Origin of the sequence: Leisingera sp. McT4-56 (assembly GCF_020514995.1) — a bacterium.
Classification (GTDB): domain Bacteria; phylum Pseudomonadota; class Alphaproteobacteria; order Rhodobacterales; family Rhodobacteraceae; genus Leisingera; species Leisingera aquaemixtae_A.
In genome coordinates, this window is record NZ_JAJALF010000002.1 from 275,960 (window position 1) to 297,770 (window position 21,811).

At 64.5% G+C, this 21,811-nt stretch carries 23 protein-coding genes; 11 read left to right on the top strand and 12 right to left on the bottom strand.

Going from position 1 to position 21,811, the window contains the following annotated elements; translation table 11 throughout:
* Positions 1–79 precede the first annotated feature (79 nt).
* On the top strand, positions 80–1,312 hold the full coding sequence (locus tag LHL23_RS04805; RefSeq protein WP_226429004.1) for a 50S ribosomal protein L11 methyltransferase: 1,233 nt from the start codon (positions 80–82) through the stop codon (positions 1,310–1,312).
* A gap of 90 nt (positions 1,313–1,402) precedes the next feature.
* Here LHL23_RS04805 and LHL23_RS04810 read toward each other — a convergent pair whose 3' ends face one another.
* Positions 1,403–2,611, bottom strand: coding sequence for an aminopeptidase P family protein (locus LHL23_RS04810; protein ID WP_222479022.1), 1,209 nt, complete (start codon positions 2,609–2,611; stop codon positions 1,403–1,405).
* A gap of 197 nt (positions 2,612–2,808) precedes the next feature.
* Positions 2,809–3,594 (bottom strand): alpha/beta hydrolase, encoded by a 786-nt coding sequence (locus tag LHL23_RS04815; RefSeq protein WP_226429005.1) that lies wholly within the window; start codon positions 3,592–3,594, stop codon positions 2,809–2,811.
* A 183-nt stretch (positions 3,595–3,777) separates the two neighbouring features.
* Here LHL23_RS04815 and LHL23_RS04820 point away from each other — a divergent pair, with 183 nt between their 5' ends.
* A complete protein-coding gene (locus LHL23_RS04820; RefSeq protein WP_226429006.1) occupies positions 3,778–5,250 on the top strand; it encodes an NAD-dependent succinate-semialdehyde dehydrogenase in 1,473 nt (490 codons plus the stop codon).
* Positions 5,251–5,257: 7 nt separating this feature from the next.
* On the opposite strand, the gene LHL23_RS04825 is transcribed toward LHL23_RS04820, so the two are convergent.
* From LHL23_RS04825 to LHL23_RS04855, 7 genes are all read right to left on the bottom strand, one after another.
* Positions 5,258–5,656, bottom strand: a complete 399-nt coding sequence (locus LHL23_RS04825; RefSeq protein ID WP_222479016.1) for a globin domain-containing protein — start codon at positions 5,654–5,656, stop codon at positions 5,258–5,260.
* Between the two features lie 206 nt (positions 5,657–5,862).
* A complete protein-coding gene (locus LHL23_RS04830) occupies positions 5,863–6,327 on the bottom strand; it encodes an Hsp20 family protein (RefSeq protein ID WP_222479014.1) in 465 nt (154 codons plus the stop codon).
* Positions 6,328–6,460: 133 nt separating this feature from the next.
* Positions 6,461–7,276, bottom strand: coding sequence for a trypsin-like serine peptidase (locus tag LHL23_RS04835; RefSeq protein WP_222479012.1), 816 nt, complete (start codon positions 7,274–7,276; stop codon positions 6,461–6,463).
* The gene (locus tag LHL23_RS04840) at positions 7,273–8,064 is read right to left on the bottom strand and encodes a trypsin-like serine peptidase (RefSeq protein ID WP_222479731.1); all 792 of its coding nucleotides are present in this window, start codon (positions 8,062–8,064) and stop codon (positions 7,273–7,275) included. The genes LHL23_RS04835 and LHL23_RS04840 overlap by 4 nt, the downstream gene beginning before the upstream one ends.
* Positions 8,065–8,182: 118 nt before the next feature.
* Positions 8,183–9,505 carry a glycolate oxidase subunit GlcF gene (gene glcF, locus LHL23_RS04845; protein WP_226429007.1) on the bottom strand — a complete coding sequence of 441 codons (1,323 nt, stop codon included), beginning with the start codon at positions 9,503–9,505 and terminating at the stop codon, positions 8,183–8,185.
* 3 nt (positions 9,506–9,508) lie between these two features.
* Positions 9,509–10,606, bottom strand: a complete 1,098-nt coding sequence (locus LHL23_RS04850; protein WP_226429043.1) for an FAD-binding protein — start codon at positions 10,604–10,606, stop codon at positions 9,509–9,511.
* Between the two features lie 55 nt (positions 10,607–10,661).
* Entirely contained in the window at positions 10,662–12,110 is a 1,449-nt protein-coding gene (locus LHL23_RS04855; RefSeq protein ID WP_226429008.1) for an FAD-linked oxidase C-terminal domain-containing protein, read from the bottom strand.
* Positions 12,111–12,190: 80 nt separating this feature from the next.
* On the opposite strand from LHL23_RS04855, the gene LHL23_RS04860 reads away from it, so the two are divergent.
* Positions 12,191–12,913 carry a DUF599 domain-containing protein gene (locus tag LHL23_RS04860; protein WP_226429009.1) on the top strand — a complete coding sequence of 241 codons (723 nt, stop codon included), beginning with the start codon at positions 12,191–12,193 and terminating at the stop codon, positions 12,911–12,913.
* A 35-nt stretch (positions 12,914–12,948) separates the two neighbouring features.
* A complete protein-coding gene (locus LHL23_RS04865) occupies positions 12,949–13,305 on the top strand; it encodes a hypothetical protein (RefSeq protein WP_226429010.1) in 357 nt (118 codons plus the stop codon).
* Between the two features lie 52 nt (positions 13,306–13,357).
* Here LHL23_RS04865 and rlmH read toward each other — a convergent pair whose 3' ends face one another.
* From rlmH to LHL23_RS04880, 3 genes are all read right to left on the bottom strand, one after another.
* Complete coding sequence (gene rlmH / locus LHL23_RS04870; RefSeq protein WP_222479001.1) at positions 13,358–13,828, bottom strand: 23S rRNA (pseudouridine(1915)-N(3))-methyltransferase RlmH; 471 nt, start codon at positions 13,826–13,828, stop codon at positions 13,358–13,360.
* A gap of 62 nt (positions 13,829–13,890) precedes the next feature.
* Positions 13,891–14,262, bottom strand: coding sequence for a ribosome silencing factor (gene rsfS, locus LHL23_RS04875; protein ID WP_222478999.1), 372 nt, complete (start codon positions 14,260–14,262; stop codon positions 13,891–13,893).
* A 167-nt stretch (positions 14,263–14,429) separates the two neighbouring features.
* Positions 14,430–15,806, bottom strand: coding sequence for a mechanosensitive ion channel family protein (locus LHL23_RS04880; RefSeq protein ID WP_226429011.1), 1,377 nt, complete (start codon positions 15,804–15,806; stop codon positions 14,430–14,432).
* A 115-nt stretch (positions 15,807–15,921) separates the two neighbouring features.
* Between LHL23_RS04880 and LHL23_RS04885 the strand changes: the two genes are divergently transcribed.
* From LHL23_RS04885 to LHL23_RS04915, 7 genes are all read left to right on the top strand, one after another.
* Positions 15,922–16,416 carry a DUF3592 domain-containing protein gene (locus tag LHL23_RS04885; protein ID WP_226429012.1) on the top strand — a complete coding sequence of 165 codons (495 nt, stop codon included), beginning with the start codon at positions 15,922–15,924 and terminating at the stop codon, positions 16,414–16,416.
* Between the two features lie 108 nt (positions 16,417–16,524).
* The gene (locus LHL23_RS04890) at positions 16,525–16,623 is read left to right on the top strand and encodes an isopropylmalate isomerase (protein ID WP_226429013.1); all 99 of its coding nucleotides are present in this window, start codon (positions 16,525–16,527) and stop codon (positions 16,621–16,623) included.
* Positions 16,624–16,676: 53 nt separating this feature from the next.
* Positions 16,677–18,080, top strand: a complete 1,404-nt coding sequence (leuC, locus tag LHL23_RS04895; RefSeq protein ID WP_226429014.1) for a 3-isopropylmalate dehydratase large subunit — start codon at positions 16,677–16,679, stop codon at positions 18,078–18,080.
* A gap of 16 nt (positions 18,081–18,096) precedes the next feature.
* Positions 18,097–18,924 (top strand): hypothetical protein, encoded by an 828-nt coding sequence (locus LHL23_RS04900; protein WP_226429015.1) that lies wholly within the window; start codon positions 18,097–18,099, stop codon positions 18,922–18,924.
* On the top strand, positions 18,924–19,529 hold the full coding sequence (gene leuD / locus LHL23_RS04905) for a 3-isopropylmalate dehydratase small subunit (protein WP_222478989.1): 606 nt from the start codon (positions 18,924–18,926) through the stop codon (positions 19,527–19,529). The genes LHL23_RS04900 and leuD overlap by 1 nt, the downstream gene beginning before the upstream one ends.
* Positions 19,530–19,906: 377 nt before the next feature.
* The gene (locus LHL23_RS04910; protein WP_226429016.1) at positions 19,907–20,743 is read left to right on the top strand and encodes a hypothetical protein; all 837 of its coding nucleotides are present in this window, start codon (positions 19,907–19,909) and stop codon (positions 20,741–20,743) included.
* A complete protein-coding gene (locus LHL23_RS04915; RefSeq protein ID WP_226429017.1) occupies positions 20,740–21,783 on the top strand; it encodes an endonuclease/exonuclease/phosphatase family protein in 1,044 nt (347 codons plus the stop codon). Before LHL23_RS04910 ends, LHL23_RS04915 begins: the two co-directional genes overlap by 4 nt.
* Positions 21,784–21,811 lie beyond the last annotated feature (28 nt).

The window sequence follows — 21,811 nt, forward strand, 5'->3', positions numbered from 1 at the left end:
CTTTCCTTCATCATTTGTTAGATGCGCATGACGATTATGCAGGTCAGTGGCATTTGCTTCAAATGAGGAAAAATAAAAATTGCTTGAGAGACAGACACCCGTTCCGGCACAGGAATTCGGCCATTCGGGACCGCAGAAGGCGGAAGACCTCGTCCAAACCGCCAAATCCGCCCCCCTGAGTGATGGCGGCATCCGAACCTCGCAGCTGCTCTCTGAGGCGCTCAGCCTGGATCCCAGCCACCACGAAGCGCTGATCCTGCAGGAACGGCTGCACCAGACCTTTGTTCCCCGCTGGCATTTTCCGATGCTGTCGGACACGGCACGCAACAGCGCCTATGCCAAGGCCATCGCGGCCAAGGTGAAGCCCGGCGATGTGGTGCTTGATATCGGCTGCGGCGCCGGCCTGACCGCCATGCTGGCGGCGCGTGCGGGCGCGAAACATGTCTACACCTGCGAGCAGCAGCCGCTGATCGCCCAGGCCGCCACGCAGGTCATCGAGGCAAACGGCCTGAGCGACCGCATCACCGTCATCCCGAAATGGTCGCATGAGATCGTCGTCGGCGCGGACATTCCGGAGCAGGCAGATGTGGTGATCTCGGAAATCGTCGATACCGTTCTGCTGGGCGAAGGCGCCCTTGCGACCCTTACCCATGCCATTTCTGCGCTGGCCAAACCGGACGCCCGCGCGATCCCGGAGCGCGGAACTTTGCTGGCCCAGCCGGTGGAAAGCCCCGGCCTCCTGAACCTCTGGCGGCCGCATGAGGCCGAGGGCTTCGACCTCAGCGCCTTCCACCATTTTGCCCGCGTGGCGCAGCTCACCCCGAACGATTTCGAGGCTTGCAAGCTTCGCTCCTTGGGCCCGGCGGCAGAGCTGTTCGCGTTTGACTTCACCCGGCCAAACATCAATCCGGGGCGCACCACAGCGGATCTCGCCTGTGCAGCCGCAGGCACCATCCATGCGGTCCTTGTCAGTTTCGAAATGGACCTGGCCCCCGGCATCCAGGTGTCGAACGGAGTGAACTCCGGCGGCCATTGGGGGCGAACCGCCTACCTGCTGGATCATCTGCATCTGGCGGCACCCGGGGACCGCCTGCGCGTGACCGCGCAGCACGATGCCTCGCAGCTCAGCCTTTCCGTGCAGGGTGCTCTGCCCCGCGCCGCGGAACAGCCTTCCGCCACCCTGTGGATGACCCGCGGATGGAACGCGCACCGCCAGCTGCTGGCCGACGGCGGCCCGGCGGCTCCGCAGGCTCCGGTTTGCCCGCCGTCAGAGGCCGCGCTTGCTCGCCCCCAAGGCCAAGCCTTTCACTAGCCCCGGACCCGCGGGGCGCCTGCCCGGTGCACAGGGGGTGTACAGGGGGTGCACGCATGGCACCCCCTGCATTTTCGTGTTCAGCCGGCCTCAGCCGACAACGTTGAACTCCGGCCCGTAGGGGTACTTGGTGATGTTCTCGTTGCCGTCCTCATGGATGATCAGAATGTCATGCTCACGGTAGCCGCCGGCGCCTGGCTGGCCGTCGGCGATGGTCAGCATCGGCTCCATCGAGATCACCATGCCGGGCTCCAGCACCGTGTCGATGTCCTCGCGCAGCTCCAGCCCGGCCTCGCGGCCATAGTAGTGGGACAGCACGCCAAAGGAGTGGCCATAGCCGAAGGTGCGGTACTGCAGCAGATCGCGCTCTTCGAAGAAGGCGTTGATCTTATGAGTGATTTCCGCGCAGCTTGCACCCGGTTTCAAAAGCGAGATACCGTATTCATGGGCGGCAACGTTGGCTTCCCAGATCTTCAGGCTCTCGGCATCCACTTCCTTCACGAACATGGTGCGCTCCAGCGCGGTGTAATAGCCGGAGATCATCGGAAAGGTGTTCAAGGACAGGATGTCGCCGCGCTGCAGGGTGCGCCCCGTCACCGGGTTGTGGGCACCGTCGGTGTTGATGCCGGACTGGAACCACACCCAGGTGTCGCGGTATTCCGCATCCGGGAAGCGCTTGGCAATCTCGAGCTCCATCGCGTCGCGGCCAGCCATCGCCACGTCGATCTCCCGCGCGCCTTCCTTGACCGCCTCGCGGATCGCAAAGCCGCCGACGTCGGCCACCGCGGCACCAGCCCGGATCATGTCCAGCTCGGCTGCGGATTTGCCCATCCGCTGGCGCATGGTCGGCTCGTAGAGGTCAACCAGCTTGGACGGCGCCAGGAAGGCTTCCAGCTTGCCCTTCTGCAGCAGGGTCAGGTGATCGCTTTCGTAGCCAACCACAACTCCTTCGCCGCTTACAGACTTGATTGCGCGCCAGAAATTGTCGCGCTGCCAGTCGGTGTAGGTGATGTTGTCGCAGAACGAGCGGCGCCAGGGCTGGCCCGCGTCGATGCCGGCCGAGATGGTCACAGCCTCGGACGCCGTCACCACCAGGCCGTAGGGGCGGCCAAAGGCGCAATAGGTGAAGCCCGAGTAGTAGGAGATGTTGTGCATCGAGGTGAAGACAGCAGCGCTGACCCCGGTGTCGGCCATGATCTTGCGCAGGCCCGCGATCCGCGCCTCGTATTCGGAGACGGCGAATTGCAGCGGCGCCTTTTCACCATTGTGAAAACGGTACATTTCAGGACGTGCAGTCATATCAGACCCTTCCTTCTTACAAGAAAGGTCCCGGCGTTCAGGACAGTTTTGGAATGTGGGGGCACCATGTATCCCATGCGGCGACGCCATCGCCTGGCCCTTGCGCGGAAGATGCGGCGGAAACGGGATTCTGGCAAGAAGTTTTTTGAGGCCTGGGCGGTCCTAGGGCGGGCGTTTCCGCCCGCCGCCGCCCGCGGTCAATTCACGATCAGCGCCACCAGGTCGCTTTCCGGATCCGCCAGCGGATCGATCACGTTGAAATGGTGCTTGCCAAAGGCGATCACATGGTCCGCACCCCAAGCCTCCACCAGCCAGATGGCCTGATCCAGAAACGCCGGGCGCTCCTCGCCGCCGACCCAGACCGTCACCTCCGCCGGATAGCGGTCCTGCATCTCAACCGGGCTTTCAGCCACCGCAGCAGCCGAATCCATCTTGAACTTCTGGTTCATAGAGGTGCGCAGCAGCGGCAGCAGATCCGCCAGCGGCGAGATCGGGATCACCGTCTTGATCCGCTCGCCCACCTCCGCGGGCAACAGCGCCCGGTCCAGCATCCGCGCCACCAGATGGCCGCCAGCCGAATGGCCCGCCATTGCAATCGGGCCGTCCACTTCCGCTGCAATCCGCGTCACCGCGGCCGCGATCTGACGGGTGATATCGGCAATCCGCACCTCCGGGCACAGGTCATAAGACGGCATCGCAACCGCCCAGCCATGCGCCATCGCCCCGCGCGCCAGATGCGACCAGGAGCTTTTGTCGAAGGCCAGCCAATAGCCGCCGTGGACAAAGACAAACAGGCCCTTGGGGGTGCCTTCCGGCAGGAATAGGTCGAATGACTGCCGTGCCCCTTCACCATAGGGGATATCCAGCCGGGCGCGCTCATGCAGGCTGTTGCGGAAATCCTCCGCCGAGGCCGCCCAGCGCGGCGGGTACTTGTCTGCATTCTCGATATAGGCCCCGTTGGCATAGGCATCATCCAATTCCATGCCCAATCTCCCCTGTTCTTATTCTTTGCGGCTACCAGACAGTCTGGCACAGCACATGTCAAATTGCTTGACCCAAAATTCTTTGCCGGAAATTTGATCAAATTCTGGACTCATTAATCCTTCTGGACATATCAATGCGCAGCTGATTTCCATTCCAGCAACAGAACACCCGGGAGGCCCGCAATGCTCGACGCAACCACAGACCTGAAATCCCTGCTCAAAGACCCCAGCCTGCTGGAAACCCGCGCCTATATCGGCGGCAAGTTTGCCGATGGCGAAGGCACCTTTGACGTATCCAACCCGGCCCGCGGCGACGTGATCGCCCAGGTGGCCGACACCAGCCGCGCCCAGGTGGCAGGCGCCATCGCCCAGGCCGAAGCCGCTCAAAAGGACTGGGCCAAATGGACCGGCAAGGAGCGCGCCAACGTGCTGCGCAAGTGGTACGACCTGATGATGGAGAACCAGGAAGACCTGGCGGTGATCCTGACCGCCGAGATGGGAAAGCCGCTGGCGGAATCCCGCGGCGAGATCGCCTACGGCGCCTCCTTTATTGAGTTCTTTGCGGAAGAGGCCAAGCGGATTTACGGCGAGACCGTCCCCGGCCATCAGCGCGACAAGCGCATCACCGTGCTGAAGCAGCCGATCGGTGTTGCCGCCTCGATCACGCCGTGGAACTTCCCCAACGCGATGATCACCCGCAAGGCAGGCCCTGCACTGGCCGCAGGCTGTTCGTTCATCGCCCGCCCCGCGGCCGAAACCCCGCTGTCGGCCATCGTGCTGGCGGTGCTGGCAGACCGGGCCGGCATCCCGGCGGGCGTGTTCAACGTGGTGCCGTCCTCACGCGCCTCCGACATCGGCAAGGAGTTCTGCGAGAACGACGCGGTGCGCAAGCTGACCTTCACCGGCTCCACCGAGGTGGGCCGCATCCTGCTGCGCCAAGCGGCCGACACGGTGATGAAATGCTCGATGGAGCTGGGCGGCAACGCACCGTTCATCGTCTTTGACGACGCTGATCTGGATGCCGCCGTCGAAGGCGCCATCATGTGCAAGTTCCGCAACAACGGCCAGACCTGCGTCTGCGCCAACCGGATCTATGTGCAGGCCGGCGTTTACGATGCCTTTGCGGAAAAGCTGAAAGCCGCGGTCGAGAAGATGAACGTCGGCGACGGCCTCAAGGAAGACATCCACTTCGGCCCGCTGATTAACATGGAAGCGGTGGACAAAATTCAGGAGCATATTGCCGACGCCACTTCCAAGGGCGGCGAGGTGATCCTGGGCGGCAACCCGTCAGAACTGGGCGGCAGTTTCTTCCAGCCGACCATCGTCACCGGCGCGACCCAGGACATGGCCTTTGCTACCGACGAAACCTTTGGCCCGCTGGCGCCGCTGTTCAAGTTCGAGGACGAGGACGAGGTGATCGCCATGGCCAATGACACCATCTTTGGCCTGGCGTCCTATTTCTACGCCAAGGACCTCAGCCGCGTGTACAAGGTGGCCGAGGCGCTGGAATACGGGATTGTCGGGGTCAACACTGGCATCATCTCCACCGAGGTGGCACCGTTCGGCGGTGTCAAGCAGTCGGGCCTGGGCCGCGAAGGCAGCCACCACGGCATCGAGGATTACCTGGAGATGAAATACATCTGCATGTCGGTCTGATCCGGCCTCAGTGCCGCGCCATCGCCGCCGTTACAAGGCTGATGGCGCGGTTCCAGGCGGCCTCGGATTCAAGGTCCAGGTCCGCCCCCAGCACATCCCGCAAAGCAGCCATCAGCGCCCGCCTTGCCGCGTCGGTTTCCCTTGCCCCCAAATCAAGATGGGCGTGGGCCTGAAGCAGCTGCCCGCTGAGTGCTGCAAGCGCCTGCGGATCATCCAGCTTGCGCACGCAGGCTGCAATCATGCCCATCAGCATCGCCTTCTGCTTCACGAAATTTCCGCGGAACATTGCACGGGCTTCCGGCAGCCGCGTGAACAGATGCACGTAAAACCGTTCCGCCAGATCGGCCTTGCGGGCAAAGATGGCCGCCAGGCCTTTCTGCACATGCTGAATATCCTGAGGTTGCATAAAACCGCCTTTGCACTGCACTCATCCACGGCACCGGACACGCCGGCGCAGGGGTACATCCCCGGCAACCCTGCGCCCGAAATCCTAAGATTTCATTGCCCGGCGGACGGATCCGGGCAGCTGTTTCCGCGCAGGCACAGCCGCAAACGGAAAAAGCCCCCCGGCAGTGCCGGAGGGCGGGTACGCGCGAACCGGGATCCGCAGGATCAGTTGACCGCTTTGGCCTCGATCTCCGGGCGGTTCGGGCGGGAGGAGGAGATTTCGATCCGGCGCGGTTTCAGCGCCTCCGGCACCTCGCGGTGCAGATCGATATGCAGCATGCCGTTTTCATGGCTGGCACCGGTCACATGGACGTGGTCGGCCAGAGTGAAACGGCGTTCAAAGGCGCGGGTGGCAATGCCGCGGTGCAGGAAGGTGCGGCCTTCGCCGTCCTCTGCCTTCTTGGCGGACACAACCAGCGCGTTTTCCTTCACCTCGACATTGAGGTCGTCGTCGGAGAAGCCGGCAACAGCAATCGAGATGCGGTAGCTGTCGGCATCGGTTTTCTCGATGTTGTAGGGCGGGTAGCTGGACTGAGCGGCATCGGCGCTCAGGGCGCGGTCCATCAGGCTGGCGATCTGGTCAAAGCCGATGGTGGCACGGTGCAGCGGTGCAAAATCAAAAGTACGCATTTTCCATCCTCATTCATGAGCGATTTCAGAGTGCCTTCCCCGCAGGGACAGGCTGGTTTTGTCCCGGGCCCCAATCAGCGGCTGCCCGGATAATCCTGAGATAGTAAGGGAAAATGCGGCTTCAAGAGGGGTGTCAGTCACCGACGCTGACAAATTTCGCACCACCCGCGGAGCCACCGCCGCCAACCCGGATCCTCTTGATCCGCCGGTCCGGTGCTGCCACCGGATTGCGGCGCAGCTGCGCTTTCAGCTCCGCCACCCGCTCAGGCAGTTTCATGCCGAATGCCACCTGCTTGCCCCGGTAATTGCCGCCGCCGGACACCAGCGCCAGGATGCGCCCGCGCCCGCCGACCTGGGAAAACACAGGCGCCCCGGAAGACCCGAAGGTAACGTTGCAGTCGATCATCAGCACGTCGTCATGCTCTCCCATCAGGTTGCATTGACGCTGCCGCGACAGCGCCTCGGCGCGGCCCATGCCATATGAGGTAACAGAGATATCACTGCCGTAATCCCGGCCTGAGTGCAGCGCAAAGGCATCCGCCTGGCCGCTGAGGATCGGCTCCGACAGCCGGATCAGCGCCACGTCGTGGCGTATGTTGTCGATCCCCAGCCGCCGCTGCGGGCTGTAGCCGGGATGCGCCGCGATCTGCAGCGCCTGGCGTTCGGCAATCGCGACCCCGTCGCGCAGCCCGGCGCGGAACTTGATCTGCTCCGCCGGGCGCACCGCCCCGGCCTCATCATAAACGCAATGCGCCGCGGTCAGCACCAGATCCGGCGCAATCAGCGAGCCGGTGCAGAACCCCTGCCCGTTCAGCTCCAGCCGCCCCACCGCCTCCCAGCCCAGGAGGTCATCCCGGTCGGTCAGGCGGCGCAATCCGGTGCCCTGAGCCATTGCGCCGGCGGCATAGGCCAGGGTGGCCGCTCCCAGTATCAGCGCACGCCAGATCATTGTTTCAAAAACTTGGCACCGGAGGAGCTGCGCCCCTCGCCCACCTTCACCCGGCCGACACCGGGCGGCAGCCGCCCGCCGGTGGCGACCCCGGTCAGCTGTGCCTGCAGCAGGGTCAGTTCCTCTGCCAGCGCGGATCCCAGCGAAACCCGCTCGCCGCTGACCTCAGCCTTGGCGGAGATCACCGAGACAATGCGCGGGGTCCCCTCCTCGAAGGAAAACACGGGCGCCCCGGACGAGCCGAAATCCACGTCGCAGGACATCACCAGCACGCCCCGCTGCCGCGCCATGACCGCGCAGACTTCCTGCAGCGAAGGCGCCTCGGAGCGGTCATGGGCATAGGAAACAACCCCGATCTTGGCCCCTTTGCGGGGGCGCTCGTCGGTCTCAAAGGGAGTTACTGTGGTGTTGCGGATCGGGCGCTGCAATTGCAGCAGGGCAATATCATTGCGCACCCGGTCGGTCGAAAGCTCGCCGTCATAGACATAGGACGGATGCTGCACCGCCCGGCGCACACTGCGGTAGGCCGAGGCGCGCCCGTTACGCCAGCCGGCCAGGAATTCAATTGTGGTGGGGTCGATCGGCGCCTTGGTGCGGCTGTCATAGAGGCAATGGGCAGCGGTCAGCACCAGGTCAGGGGCAATCAGCGCGCCGGTGCAGAACCCCTCGCCGTTCACGTCGAGCCGCCCCACGGCCTCCCATTTGCGTCCCGCATCCAGGGTATCCATCCGCTGCAAACGGCTGTCCTGCGCCATCGCCGCGGCCGGCAGCAGCGCTGCCAGAGCCATCAGTACCCACTGCCTCACATGCGTCTCCTCTAATCCACCGGCTGGGAGATTAACTGTCTGTTCAGGCAAAATTACGGCAAGCCCGCAAAATGTGCAGCCGATTCTTTCCGGATGGGTGTCAGCGCAGGATGGGAACCTCCGGCGGGCGTTTGCCCGGCGCCGTCAGCGCAGGCGGCTGCGGGCCGCCGGTGGCCCAGTCCAGCAGTTCCACCGTGTGCACAACCGGCAGCTCAGTGCCGGAGCCGATCTGCATCATGCAGCCGATATTGCCCGCCACGATCAGGTCGGGCTGTTTGGCCTCCAGCGTCTTCACCTTGCGCGCTTTCAGCTCGGCAGAGATTTCCGGCTGCATCAGGTTATAGGTGCCGGCCGACCCGCAGCACAAATGGCTGTCGGCGGGCTCAACCACCTTGAAGCCGGTCCGTTTCAGCAATGTCTTCGGGTGGGTCTTGATCTGCTGCCCGTGCTGCAAGGAGCAGGCGGCGTGATAGGCCACCGTCAGCCCCTTGTCCGCGCCCTCCGGCAGATCCAGCTGCATCAGCAGCTCAGAGACGTCCATGGCGATCTCTGACACCCGAGCAGCCTCTGCCGCCAGTGCATCATTGCGGAACATGTACCCGTAGTCCTTGACCGTGGTGCCGCAGCCGGAGGTGTTGATGACGATTGCGTCCAGCCCCTGCCCGTCGATTTCCGCCGCCCAGGCGCGGATGTTCCTGGCCGCAGCTGTGTGGCTTTCCGCCTCGCGCCCCATGTGGTGGGTCAGCGCGCCGCAGCATCCCGCGCCTTCTGCCACCACCACCTCGCAGCCCAGCCGGGTCAGCAGCCGGATTGTGGCGTCGTTGATATCCGTGTTCAGCGCTTTCTGGGCGCAGCCGGTCATCAGCGCCACGCGCTTCTTCCGCGGCACGGCAGCGGCAAAGCTCTGCGGGTCGTCATTGCGGCTGACTGGCGGGATGGTCTTTGGCGCCATCTCCAGCATTGCCCGCAGCCGCGCGTCCGGCAGCAGGCCCTTGAACGGTCTTGCCAGCTTCGCCCCGATCAGCGCCAGCCGGAACCGGGCTGGATAGGGCAGGATCCGCGCCAACAGCCAGCGCAGGGCCTTATCGCTCCAGGGACGGTCGTAGTGCTTCTCGATATAGGCGCGGGCATGGTCCACCAGATGCATGTAGTGCACACCCGACGGGCAGGTGGTCATGCAGGCCAGGCAGGACAGGCAGCGGTCGATATGCTTGACCGTCTTTTCGTCCGGCACCCGCTCGTTTTCCAGCATGTCCTTGATCAGGTAAATCCGCCCGCGGGGGCTGTCGAGCTCATCCCCCAGCACTTGGTAGGTCGGGCATGTGGCGGTGCAGAATCCGCAATGGACACAAGAGCGCAGGATCTCGTTGGCGCGTTTGGTGCCGGGGTCCTGCAGCTGCTTTTCGGTGAATGTGGTCTGCATGTGTTACCCCATCAGTCCCGGATTGAGGATGCCACGCGGGTCGAACTGCCGCCGCAGCCCTTCGGAAAGTGCGGCTAAGGGCGCGGGCTGCAGCTGGAACACGCCAAGCTGCGCCCGGGCCTCCTGCGCGGCGCGCACCAGAGTGGCATGGCCCGGCACATTGATCCGGCTTCGCAGCTCCGTCCCTGCGGGAACAAGCGCCCAGATCAGCCCGCCGCCCCAGTCGAACTGCAGCGCCTCTGCCTCCAGGTGCGGCACCAGCTCCACCGCATCCGTCGGCTTCACCGAAATCCGCCAGACATCGCCTTCCCGTTCGTGAAAAGCAGCCACGTCGCGGATGTCCCGCCACAAGTTCTCTGCATCCTCCTGCACCTCGGCCATGGCAAAGGGCGACAGCAGCTCAACCAGCTCCGCGCTGCGGTAAGCGGCAGACTCACGGAACCCCTCCACCCGGATATGCGCCTGATAGGTTTCCGCATCATAGGCGGCGCCGGTCACGTCAAAAGGGGAGCCCAGCGCCGCCGACATTGCCCGCACCGCGCCGGGCAGGTCAACGCCGGTCAGGGTCACGGTCGCGGCTGCCTCGGACCGCGGCAGCACCTTCAGCGACACTTCCGTCAGCACCCCCAGGGTGCCGTGGGCGCCGCACATCAGCTTGACCAGGTCATAGCCGGTCACATTCTTCATCACCCGGCCGCCGTTCTTCACCACCTGGCCGCTGCCATCCGCGAACCGCACCCCCAGCAAGTGATCCCGCGCCGCGCCCGCCTGGATGCGGCGGGGGCCAGAGATGTTTGCCGCAATGACACCGCCGATGGTTGGCTCGCCGTCCGAGCCCAGCAGCCCGCGGTGATCCATCGGTTCAAACGCCAGCCGCTGGTTCTCCGCCGCCAGCAGCGTCTCCACCTCCGCCACTGGCGTTCCCGCCTTGACCACCAGCGTCAGCGCGCCGGGTTCATAGAGTTCAATACCGGACAAACCCCGGGTGCTCAGGGCTTCACCCTCCACAGCCAGCCCGCGGGTGCCGCCGCCCTGAATGCACAAGGGGCCGCTTGCACCTGCAATCATCTCGGCCAGCTCTGGCTCGCTCCCTGGTGTCATCATATTCATCTTTCCCGAAAATACTCTGGGGGTTTGGGGGCAAGGCCCCCAAAGATCATTTAGCTGCCAGCGCCACCATCCGGCGGCTCGCGGTCACCGAAAGCGGAAACACCTTGGCCGGATTGAGCAGCCACTTGGGGTCAAACACATCCTTGACCTTCAGCTGCGCCTCCAGATCGGCTTCGCTGTACTGATGCAGCATCAGGTCGCGTTTCTCGATCCCCACTCCGTGCTCGCCGGTCAGACAGCCGCCCGCCTCGACACAGAGTTTTAGGATCTCGGCGCCAAAGGCCTCGCAGGTTTCCAGGTCGCCCGGTTTGTTGGCATCGAACAGGATCAAAGGGTGCATGTTGCCGTCGCCTGCGTGGAACACATTGGCCACGTCCAGCCCGAACTCCTGGCTCATTTCTCCAATGCGGCGCAGCACATAAGGCAGAGAGGACACTGGGATCGTGCCGTCCAGACACATGTAATCGTTGATCTGCCCCATGGCGCCAAAAGCCGACTTGCGGCCCAGCCAGATGCGGGCAGCCTCATCGGCATCCCCCGCCTCGCGCAGCTCCACAGGGTTGTGGGAGCGGGCAATCTCCGTGATCAGCCCCAGCTGGTGCTCGATCTCGGCCTCGCTGCCCTCGACCTCGATGATCAGCAGCGCCTCGCACATCGGATAACCCGCCTTGGCAAATGCCTCGCAAGCCTCGATGCAGGGGCGATCCATGAATTCGATGGCCACCGGCAGCACACCCGCCTTGATGATGTCGCTGACACAGGCACCGGCCACTTCGTTGCTATCAAAACCGATCAGCACCGGGCGTGCGCCCTCGGGCTTGCGCAGGATGCGCAGGGTGGCCTCGGTCACCACCCCCAGCTGCCCCTCACTGCCGCAGATCACACCCAAGAGGTCCAGCCCGCCGGCGTCCAGATGCGCGCCGCCGATTTCCACCACGGTGCCATCCATCATCACCATCGTGACACCCAGCAGGTTGTTGGTGGTCACCCCGTATTTCAAACAATGCGCACCGCCGGAATTCATCGCGATATTCCCGGCAATAGCACAGGCCAGCTGCGAGGATGGATCGGGGGCGTAGAAAAAATCCTCTTCCTCCACCGCGCCGGAGACGCTCAGGTTGGTGCGCCCGGTCTGCACCCGGATGATGCGGTTCTCAAAATCGGTCTCCAGCACCTCGTTCATCCGCGCCACACCCAGTATGACGCAATCCGCCGTCGGCAGCGCGCCGCCCGCCAGCGACGTGCCGGCGCCGCGCGGAACAACCGGCACGCTTTCCTCGTGGCAGATCCGCAGCACATCGGAGACCTCCTGCGTGCTCCGCGGCAGTACCGCCAACAAGGGCGGGCATCTATAAGCGGTCAGCGCATCGCATTCATAGGCGCGGGTTTCCGCCTCGTCCCGGATCACCGCATCCGCGGGCAGCACAGTCAGAAGCCGCTCGGCAAGCCGCGCCTTGCGTGCCAGAATGGCGGGGTTCGGGGATGGCATTTCCATTTGGGCCTCCTCTTTGGTAAGATAATATTACCAATTTTACATGTCTGGCAAGTGCCGGATCGCCGCGTTAGGGTCAGGCCATGATCTGGACCGCCCGCCTTGCGCAGTTTTCCCTCCTTGACCTTGCCGCGCTGACCCTGCTGATCGCAGGCTGGCTGTGGATCGGCTGGCGGATCGAGACCCCGCCCGCCGGGCGGCCCTCTGTCTCTCTGCTGATGGAGGATTTCCGGCGCGACTGGATGAAGCGGATGGTCGAGCGCGACCCGCGAATCTTCGACGCGCAACTGGCCGGCAACCTGCGGCAGGCCACCGCCTTTTTTGCTTCCGCCGCGATGATTGCCATCGGCGGCGGGCTGGCGCTGATCGGCAATACCGAACAGCTGGCGGGCGTCGCAGAGGACCTGATCCAGGACAGCGCCCCCGCCTTTGTCTGGGAGGTGAAAATCCTGGTGGTGCTGCTGCTTTTGTCCAATGCGTTTCTGAAATTTGTCTGGTCGCACCGGCTGTTTGGCTATTGCGCCGTGCTGATGGCAGCAGTGCCGAATGATCCCGCCCATGAGCTCGCCTATCCCCGCGCCGCGCAGGCGGCCGAAATCAGCATCACCGCCGCGCGCAGTTTCAACCGCGGCATGCGCTCGACCTATTTCGCGCTTGCTGCCGTGGCCTGGCTGGCGGGCGCCCTGCCGCTGGGTGGAGCGGCGCTGGTCACTGTTGCTGTGCTGTACCGGCGCGAATTCGTCTCGCACTCCCGCCGGATCCTGCTGCGCATCCCTCCTGAAAGCAAAGGGGACACGGTTTCGTGACTGCACTGCAGCTTCCCCACAGCTAAGGTGCGGGCATGAAATACCTGCTTCTGACCTGCGCGCTCAGCGCCGCGGCCCTGCCCGCCCTTGCAGATGAACCGGTGATCGAGAACGCCACCGCCCGTGCCTCTGGCGGCAGCTGGTCCTTCAGCGTCACCCTGTCCCACCCGGACACCGGATGGGAGCATTACGCCGATGGCTGGCGGGTGCTGGACATGGACGGCAACGAGCTGGGCCTGCGGGTGCTGGCACATCCGCACGAACAGGAACAGCCCTTCACCCGGTCCCTAGGCGGCGTGAAGGTCCCCGAGGGAATAACCCAGGTGCAGATCCAGGCCCGCTGCCTGGTGGACGGATGGGGCTCGGACACCTACGTCCTCACCCTGCCCTGATCTTCTTCTGGCTAAAAAATCCCCCGCGGGAGGCATGCGCCTTAAGGCGCATTCACACCCGGTGATAGGGGCTGCCCGCCAAGATGGTCGCGGCGCGGTAAATCTGCTCCGCCAGCATCACCCGCACCAGCATATGCGGCCAGACCATCTTGCCGAAGGAGATCGAGAAATCGGCCTCGGCCCGCAAGGAAGGGTCGATCCCGTCCGCGCCGCCGATGATCAGCGCCAGGTCCTGGCGGCCGCTGTCACGCCATCCGGCCAGCTTGCCGGCGAAATCAGGGGAAGACAGCACCTTGCCGCGCTCATCCAGGGTGCAGATCACCGCGCCCTTGGGCAGCGCCTTGCGCAGGAGTGCAGCCTCTGCCGCCATGCCTGCATTCTTCTTGTCCTCGATTTCCACCACCCGCGCAGGCCCCAGGCCCAGCGCGCGGCCGGTCCGGTCGAACCGGCTGAGGTAATCGTCGATGAGGGATTTTTCCGGGCCAGAGCGCAGACGGCCGGCCGCACAGATATGCAGACGCATGAAATTCCTGAAGCAATCCGGCCCGCACCGCGCGCGCGGGCCTGCATCAAATCAGCCTTGGATCAGCCTTCAACAGCCGGAGCTGCCGCGGTGCCTGCGGGCATCCACATCTTCTCGAGCTGGTAGAACTCGCGCACTTCCGGGCGGAAGATATGGACGATCACATCACCGGAATCGATCAGCACCCAGTCGCCGGCATCCTTGCCTTCGACCTTGCAGGTGATCCGGTACTCCTGCTTGAGCCGGTCGGTCAGCTTTTCCGCCATCGCAGCGACCTGGCGGGTGGAGCGGCCGGAGGCCAGCACCATGTAATCTCCGATCGAGGTCTTGCCGCGCAGGTCGATCTGCACAACATCTTCGGCTTTGTCATCGCTGAGTGAGGAAAGAATCCGCTCCAGCAGCTGTTCGCTGGTGGGCTGGGACTGGGCGGCCATCACGGCTGCCCCATTAACAGCGGCATCCGCCGCTTGAGGTACGGGTGACAGGACATAGTCCTCCTTGCAACGCGCCGCCTAGCCCCGGCGCCGGGCCTGTTAATAATGTAGCAACCGGATGGTGAACTTTCAATGAAACCCCGCCCCGGCAGCGCAAGCCATGTGCTTTATCCGTCATTGCTGCCAGGTGCAACCCTGACCGGCAGCGGGTCGTTCAGCATCCGAACTTCGCGCTGCGGGAACGGGATCGAGATGCCCTCTTCCTGGAACGCATCCCACAGCGCCAGATAGACATTGCCGCGGATGTTGGTAAGGCCGCCGGTGGGGTCGTCGATCCAGAACCTGAGCACGTAATCGACGCTGCTGTCGCCGAAACCGGTGATGTGGCAGACAGGCTTCTTGCTGCCGTACTGCAGCACCCGTTTGACGCCGGAAGCCGCCTCGATCGCAATCTTGCGGACCTTGTGGGGGTCATCGCCATAGCCGGTGCCAAAGGTCAGGTCCAGCCGGACGTATTTGTCCGAATGCGACCAGTTCACCACCTGGGTGGTGATCAGATCCTCGTTCGGGATCAGGTATTCGCGCCCGTCGCGGGTGACCACAGAGACATAGCGGGCGCCCAGCGCGTTGATCCAACCGAAGGTGTCGCCCAGCGAGATCACGTCGCCTGGCTTGATCGACTTGTCCAGGAGGATGATCAGGCCCGACACCAGGTTCGACACCACCTTCTGCAAGCCGAAGCCCAGGCCGACGCCGATGGCGCCGGACAGCACCGCCAGGCCGGTCAGGTCGATGCCGATGGCCCTCAGCCCGATGAAGAAGGCGCCGCCGAACAGCAGGATCTGCGCCAGCTTGGCCGCCAGCACCTGCATCGAGGGCGAAATGTCGGAATTGGCGCGGATCCGGTTTGCCGTCACCTGGGAAATCACCCGCGCCAGGGTCAGCATCACACCCAGGATCACAACCGCCTGAACCACCAGATAGAGCGAGATCCTGAGATCGCCGAAATCGATGGCGACACCGTCCAGCAGGTGTATCGCGTCTTCGGTGATGCCGAGGATGCGCAGGGTGATCCAGGTCCAGGCGCCGTATTTCACCAGGTTGCGCAGCAGCGGATTGCCCACCAGCCGGGTGGCCAGCGCCACGATCAGCCAGGCCAGCGACAGGTTGGCGAACACCGTCAGCAGCCGCGACCGGCTGGGCCAGGTGGCTTCCTGCATGATTAGAACAACCATCCAGATCAGCAATACAAACAGGATGCCGCGGATCCGCTTGTGCAGCACCAGCCCCGCCCGCATCCGCCAGCGCGGCCAGCCTTCCCGCGTCCGCAACCAGTCATGGAAGGCGCTCTTTAGCGGCCGGGCGATCAGGGTTGCCAGCACAAAGACCGCCAGCGCGATCCCCGCCTGATATGCGTTCCACGGCCTGAGCAGCAGCTCGATGCCCTCGGCCGCCAGCTCCCACAGCTGCTGGCCAAGCTCCAGCGCCTCGGCGGTGCTTTCTGCAATCGCGTCCCTGGGTGGTGTCTGCTCTTCCGGCTCCATCGCGCGCCCCTTTTTCAGGCCAGTGTGCCGCCCTGCCCGGTTTCGATCAAGCCGGAGCGAACATATCGCCAGCACCCGGGCAGTTTGCTAGGCTGCCGGAAAACCGGAGGGGCAAATGGCAGACACCGTCACGCAACCGCTGTGGATGCGCATCCTGATGTATCTGATACCGGGGATCTTCGTCCTGTTCGGCGCACTGGCGTTCCTCGACAGCTGGCGCTTCGTGCGCAATGCGCAACCCGCAGAGGCAGAGATCCTGTCGGTGCGCTATGTCTACAAGAGCCGCACCGACACCACGACCAAGCGCACGGTGGAAAACGGCGACTACTACCCGACTGTCCGGTATCAGGATGCTGCCGGCGGCTGGTGGCAGGCCGAAACGCATCTGCCAGTGTTCTTCGAACCCGAGGCCGGGCAGACGTTCGAAATCCTCTACCATGAGGAAAACCGCGGCTGGGTGCAGGAGCGGCACGGGTTCTTCACCACCTGGATGGTGCCGCTGATCATGTTCGGCCTGGGCATTGCCGGCGCCCTGGGCATCCGGCTTGTGCTGCAGTCGATGTCGCGCGCGGATGCCAAGCGGCGGGCGGCCGAACGCGGCTCTGGCTGACCGGCTCCCCATTCAACGCAGACCAAGTCCATGCCGCCGCTGCGCATCGCCGGCGCTTGCCTGCGAACGAATCTTGATTGCCGGCCCCTGCGGATGTATCTGACAGCCATGACCCTCGTATTGGCGCAAAAGATCGAACTGCAAGACCGCGCACGGCTGCGCGAACGGTTCTTTGGCGCCGCCCGCACGGTCCTGGCGCGCCTATAAGGCCGTTGCCCAGCCCAAAGCCAGCATACCCAATACATCACGGGAGAGGACCCATGTCCCCCAAGACACTCTATGACAAGATCTGGGATGCGCATGTTGCGCATGAAGCAGAGGACGGCACCTGCCTGCTCTACATCGACCGCCACCTGGTCCACGAAGTGACCAGCCCGCAGGCCTTCGAAGGCCTGCGCATGGCCGGCCGCAAGGTGCACGCGCCCGAAAAGACCATCGCGGTGCCGGACCACAACGTGCCGACCACGCTCGACCGCGCCAAAGGCATCGAGAACGAAGAAAGCCGCATCCAGGTCGAGGCGCTCGACAAGAACGCCAAGGAATTCGGCGTGCACTACTACCCGGTGGATGACGTCCGCCAGGGCATCGTGCACATCGTCGGCCCCGAACAGGGCTGGACCCTGCCCGGCATGACCGTGGTCTGCGGCGACAGCCACACCGCCACCCACGGCGCCTTCGGCGCGCTGGCGCATGGCATCGGCACCTCCGAGGTGGAGCACGTGCTGGCCACCCAGACGCTGATCCAGAAGAAGTCCAAGAACATGAAGGTGGAGATCACCGGCAAGCTGAAGCCGGGCGTCACCGCCAAGGACATCACCCTCGCCGTGATCGGTGAGACCGGCACCGCCGGCGGCACCGGCTATGTCATCGAATACTGCGGCGAAGCGATCCGCGATCTGTCGATGGAAGGCCGTATGACCGTCTGCAACATGGCGATCGAAGGCGGCGCCCGCGCAGGCCTGATCGCGCCGGACGAGACCACCTTTGAATACGTCAAAGGCCGCCCGCACGCGCCCAAGGGCGCCCAGTGGGAAGCCGCGCTGAACTGGTGGAAGACGCTCTACACCGACGAGGGCGCCCATTTCGACAAGGTCGTCACCCTGAAGGGCGAAGACATCCAGCCGGTCGTGACCTGGGGCACCAGCCCCGAGGACGTGCTGCCGATCACCGGCGTGGTGCCGCACCCGGAGGACTTCACCGGCGGCAAGGTCGAGGCGGCGCGCCGCTCGATCGAGTACATGGGCCTGACTCCCGGCCAGAAGCTGACCGATATCGAGATTGACACAGTGTTCATCGGCTCCTGCACCAACGGCCGCATCGAGGATCTGCGCGCCGTGGCCGAGGTCGTCAAAGGCAAGAAGATTAAGGACGGCATGCGCGCCATGATCGTTCCGGGCTCCGGCCTGGTCCGCGCCCAGGCCGAGGAAGAAGGCCTGGCCGAGATCTTTGAGGCCGCCGGTTTCGAGTGGCGCCTTGCGGGCTGCTCCATGTGCCTGGCGATGAACCCCGACCAGCTGGCACCGGAAGAGCGCTGCGCCGCAACCTCGAACCGCAACTTCGAGGGCCGCCAGGGCTACAAGGGCCGCACCCACCTGGTGTCGCCCGCCATGGCAGCCGCCGCGGCGCTGACCGGCCGGCTGACGGATGTGCGTGAGCTGATCTGAGCCTGAGGGGCCACCGATGCCGTCCAGCCCTTCCCTTCCAGCGGTCGCAAGCCTGTGGATCGGCGACAGCCTGAACTGGCTGCACGAATTGTCTTTGGCAAGTTTCGTGCAGCGCGGCCACGAGGTTGTGCTGTTCCACACCGGGCCTGCGGCACCGCCGGTCCCGGCAGGTGTCCGCACCTGCCCGGCGGCGGAAATCTGGGACCCTGCCGCGGCAGGGCACGGGGAGGCGCCGGCCTCGATGCTGTCGGATCTGTTCCGTCTCTATCTGCTGAAACAGACGGACATGATCTGGATCGACACCGATATGCTCTGCTGCCGACCGCTGCCGGACGCGGACTATCATGTCGGCTATGAGCCGACACGGTCGATCAACGGCGCAGTGCTGCGGCTGCCGAAAAGCTCCGCAACGCTGAACCACCTGCTGGACTGGTTCGAGGACCCCGAGTTCGTTCCGCCCTGGCTCAGCCGCAGAATCCGCAAGGAAGTGGAAGCCGCACCGCCCGGCAAGCGGCTGCTGACAGCGTTTGAGCTGCAGCGCCCGTCGCTTGGCCCCCGGGCGCTGGACTACACGCTGAACCTGACCGGAGAGATCGAACATGTCCGTGAACCGGACGTGTTCTACCCGATCCGCGGCGTTCTGACCGACGTGCTGTTCAGCGGCAGCTGCCAGCAAGACGGCTGGCTGACGGAAAACACGCTGGCCGTTCATCTCTATGCATCCATGGTGCGCCGCTACCACAAGGCGCACCGGCCCGAAAAACACAGCTTCATCGCACGCCACGCGCAGGAGATCGGCTTTGATCTCAGCGGCTTGAAGCACCAGAAACAAGGAAACGAGTAATGGAAAAGTTCCAGAAACTGCAGGGTATCGCAGCCCCGATGCCGCTGGTGAACATCGACACCGACATGATCATCCCCAAGGTGTTCCTGAAATCCATCCAGCGCACTGGCTTCGGCAAGAACCTGTTCGACGAGATGCGCTATAACCGCGACGGCACCGAGATCGAGGATTTCGTGCTGAACAAGCCGCAGTACCGCAACGCCGAGATCCTGGTGGCGGGCGACAACTTCGGCTGCGGCTCCTCGCGCGAGCACGCGCCCTGGGCAATTGCCGACTTCGGCATCAAGTGCATCATCTCCACCTCTTTCGCCGACATCTTCTTCAACAACAGCTTCAAGAACGGCATCCTGCCGATCGTGCTGCCGCAGGAGCAGGTCGATGTGCTGATGGCCGACGCGGAGAAGGGCGAAAATGCCCGCATGACCGTGGACCTGGAAGCGCAGGAAATCACCACCTCCGACGGCGAAGTGATCAAGTTCGAAGTGGACGCGTTCAAGAAGCACTGCCTGCTGAACGGCCTCGATGACATCGGCCTGACGATGGAGAAAGCCGACTCGATCAAGTCGTTCGAGGACAAGGCCGCGCAAGAACGCCCCTGGGTCTGATCCAGGCCTGACCGCAGAAACACCCGGAAACCGCCCTGCCCTGGGGCGGTTTTCTTTTTGGCCCGCCAGATTCGCGCCGCATTTCCGCCGCAATTGCATCGTCCCGGCTGCCTTGTGCGCCCGGCGCACCGGCACACAGCATCTGGTAGAAAGCCGGCCAACACCCTCAAATTCAACCGAAACGATGATGCAATCCGGCACCAGTCCGGCGGCGAAAGTGGCCCCGGACCTGCCGCGGCCCCTTGAGCGGAAAGCTGCCTGCCGGCCACAATGGGGCAAAAATGAGGCAGAGCACCCCGGACCACTCTCCCCGGGGGGCTTCAAGTCCGGACCCAGAGGCAAACAATGCCCGCGCCGGTTTGAAGGGAAACAAAGACGTGTTTGCACGCATCACAGGCGCGGCGTTCCGCGGCATACTGGTGGCCATGCTGTTTGCGATGCCGACGCTGATTCTGCCGGCGTCCGCCACCGAGTCGCCGGAAATCATCCTGTTCATCGCGCTCCTGGGCTCTGCTCTGGCCTTCACCGAGTATTACTCGCATTTCCCCAGCTTCGTGGAATTCCGCAACGCGCCGCCAATCAACCGGATGCGCTTTGCCGCGGCCGCCGCCACCGTCGGCGCGCTGAGCCTGCTGGCGGCACATCCGCTGGCGCCGACCGGGCTGACCGCACTGGTGCAGCGCCTGGGCGGCTGGCTGGGCGGCCAGCTCGACTTTGCCTATTCGCCGGTGCAGCTGACGGTGCTGATGATGCCGCCGCAGGTGCCAGAGGCGGTGGTTCTGATGGTGCGCGATGCCGCAGGGCTCGCCTGCGCGGTTGCCGGGACCGCCATCTTTTTCTTTGGCCTTGTGATCCGGGTGGGCCATTGGCCGGTGGGCAGCGGCGCCTTCAACGTCTGGGTCAATCTGCCCTTGTTCGACCCCACAACCGGCGGCGACGTGGTGCAGCGGCTGCAGCGCGACGGGCGCGTCAACATCACCGCCGGGGTGCTTTTGCCCTTTGCCCTGCCTGCCACCGTCCAGCTGGCCTCCGGCCTGGTGGATCCCGGCCTGCTGGCGGCTCCGCACATGCTGATCTGGGTAATCAGCGCCTGGGCGCTGGTGCCGGCTTCGATGATCATGCGCGGCATGGCGATGCTGCGCATCGCCGGGCTGATCGCGCAGAAGCGGCGCGCCGCCTGCATTGATGCCGACGAGGCAATGCAGACCGCATGAAGCGGCTGACGGCGGGGCTCCTCCTCATCCTTGCTGCCGGGGCGGGCTGGGCAGAAAGCCTCCGCATCGCAACCTTCAACACAGAGCTGTCGCGCGCCGGGCCGGGCCTGCTGCTGCGGGACCTGACCCGCGGCGGGGACACGCAAGTTGCTGCCGCGGTGGACGTTATCGCCGCCGCACAGGCTGACGTGCTGGCGCTCCAGGGGATCGACTGGGACCTTGAGGGCCGTGCGCTGGCGGCGCTGGCCGCACGGCTGGCAGAACGCGGGCTGGACTATCCCTACCACGTTGCACTGCAGCCCAACTCCGGCCGGCCGCCGCCAACTCCGCTGGATCTGGACGGGGACGGCAAGGCCGGCGGGCCGCGCGACAACCAGGGTTATGGCCGGTTCCGCGGCCAAGGCGGCATCGCGCTGCTGTCGCGGCTGCCGGTTGACCGCGAGGGCATCCGGGACTTTTCTGCACTCTTGTGGCAGGACTTGCCCGGCGCCCTGCTGCCGCAGCGCAATGATGGAAGCCCTTTCCCTTCTGCGGAAGCGCAGAGTGTGCAACGCCTGTCTGCAACAGCACACTGGCTGGTGCCGCTGATACTGCCGGATGGCAGCCGCCTGAGTGTAATGACCTTCCACGCAACTCCGCCGCTGTTCGACGGGCCGGAAGACCGCAACGGCAGGCGCAACCACGATGAAATCCGCCTGTGGCAGCTGCTGCTGGACGGCCGGCTGGGGCCAGTGCCTGGTGGACCCTTTGTCATCGCAGGCGACGCCAATCTCGACCCGGACCGCGGTGAGGGACGCAGGGAAGCAATCCGCAGCCTGCTGTCGGATCCGCGCCTTCAGGACCCCCGCCCGGAGAGCGCCGAAGGCGGCACCGCCACCGTGGACTGGCAAAGCGCAGGGCGGATGCGGGTGGACTATGTGCTGCCGTCTGCCGGTCTGACCGTGGCCGCCAGCGGTGTGGTGTGGCCAGACGGTCCGGATGCCCCCGCAGCAGCCGCCAGCCGCCACCGGCTGGTCTGGGTCGATTTACTGCTGGACTGACCGGCCCGCCACAACTTCGTTGCGCGGG

Excerpts from the sequence above, each read along its gene's own strand:
- LHL23_RS04810 (WP_222479022.1), bottom strand. The coding sequence starts at position 2,611 with ATGACTGCACGTCCTGAAATGTACCGTTTTCACAATGGTGAAAAGGCG.
- LHL23_RS04815 (WP_226429005.1), bottom strand. The coding sequence starts at position 3,594 with ATGGAATTGGATGATGCCTATGCCAACGGGGCCTATATCGAGAATGCA.
- LHL23_RS04820 (WP_226429006.1), top strand. The coding sequence starts at position 3,778 with ATGCTCGACGCAACCACAGACCTGAAATCCCTGCTCAAAGACCCCAGC.
- LHL23_RS04825 (WP_222479016.1), bottom strand. The coding sequence starts at position 5,656 with ATGCAACCTCAGGATATTCAGCATGTGCAGAAAGGCCTGGCGGCCATC.
- LHL23_RS04830 (WP_222479014.1), bottom strand. The coding sequence starts at position 6,327 with ATGCGTACTTTTGATTTTGCACCGCTGCACCGTGCCACCATCGGCTTT.
- LHL23_RS04835 (WP_222479012.1), bottom strand. The coding sequence starts at position 7,276 with ATGATCTGGCGTGCGCTGATACTGGGAGCGGCCACCCTGGCCTATGCC.
- LHL23_RS04840 (WP_222479731.1), bottom strand. The coding sequence starts at position 8,064 with ATGGCTCTGGCAGCGCTGCTGCCGGCCGCGGCGATGGCGCAGGACAGC.
- glcF (WP_226429007.1), bottom strand. The coding sequence starts at position 9,505 with ATGCAGACCACATTCACCGAAAAGCAGCTGCAGGACCCCGGCACCAAA.
- LHL23_RS04850 (WP_226429043.1), bottom strand. The coding sequence starts at position 10,606 with ATGACACCAGGGAGCGAGCCAGAGCTGGCCGAGATGATTGCAGGTGCA.
- LHL23_RS04855 (WP_226429008.1), bottom strand. The coding sequence starts at position 12,110 with ATGGAAATGCCATCCCCGAACCCCGCCATTCTGGCACGCAAGGCGCGG.
- LHL23_RS04860 (WP_226429009.1), top strand. The coding sequence starts at position 12,191 with ATGATCTGGACCGCCCGCCTTGCGCAGTTTTCCCTCCTTGACCTTGCC.
- LHL23_RS04865 (WP_226429010.1), top strand. The coding sequence starts at position 12,949 with ATGAAATACCTGCTTCTGACCTGCGCGCTCAGCGCCGCGGCCCTGCCC.
- rlmH (WP_222479001.1), bottom strand. The coding sequence starts at position 13,828 with ATGCGTCTGCATATCTGTGCGGCCGGCCGTCTGCGCTCTGGCCCGGAA.
- rsfS (WP_222478999.1), bottom strand. The coding sequence starts at position 14,262 with ATGGCCGCCCAGTCCCAGCCCACCAGCGAACAGCTGCTGGAGCGGATT.
- LHL23_RS04880 (WP_226429011.1), bottom strand. The coding sequence starts at position 15,806 with ATGGAGCCGGAAGAGCAGACACCACCCAGGGACGCGATTGCAGAAAGC.
- LHL23_RS04885 (WP_226429012.1), top strand. The coding sequence starts at position 15,922 with ATGGCAGACACCGTCACGCAACCGCTGTGGATGCGCATCCTGATGTAT.
- LHL23_RS04890 (WP_226429013.1), top strand. The coding sequence starts at position 16,525 with ATGACCCTCGTATTGGCGCAAAAGATCGAACTGCAAGACCGCGCACGG.
- leuC (WP_226429014.1), top strand. The coding sequence starts at position 16,677 with ATGTCCCCCAAGACACTCTATGACAAGATCTGGGATGCGCATGTTGCG.
- LHL23_RS04900 (WP_226429015.1), top strand. The coding sequence starts at position 18,097 with ATGCCGTCCAGCCCTTCCCTTCCAGCGGTCGCAAGCCTGTGGATCGGC.
- leuD (WP_222478989.1), top strand. The coding sequence starts at position 18,924 with ATGGAAAAGTTCCAGAAACTGCAGGGTATCGCAGCCCCGATGCCGCTG.
- LHL23_RS04915 (WP_226429017.1), top strand. The coding sequence starts at position 20,740 with ATGAAGCGGCTGACGGCGGGGCTCCTCCTCATCCTTGCTGCCGGGGCG.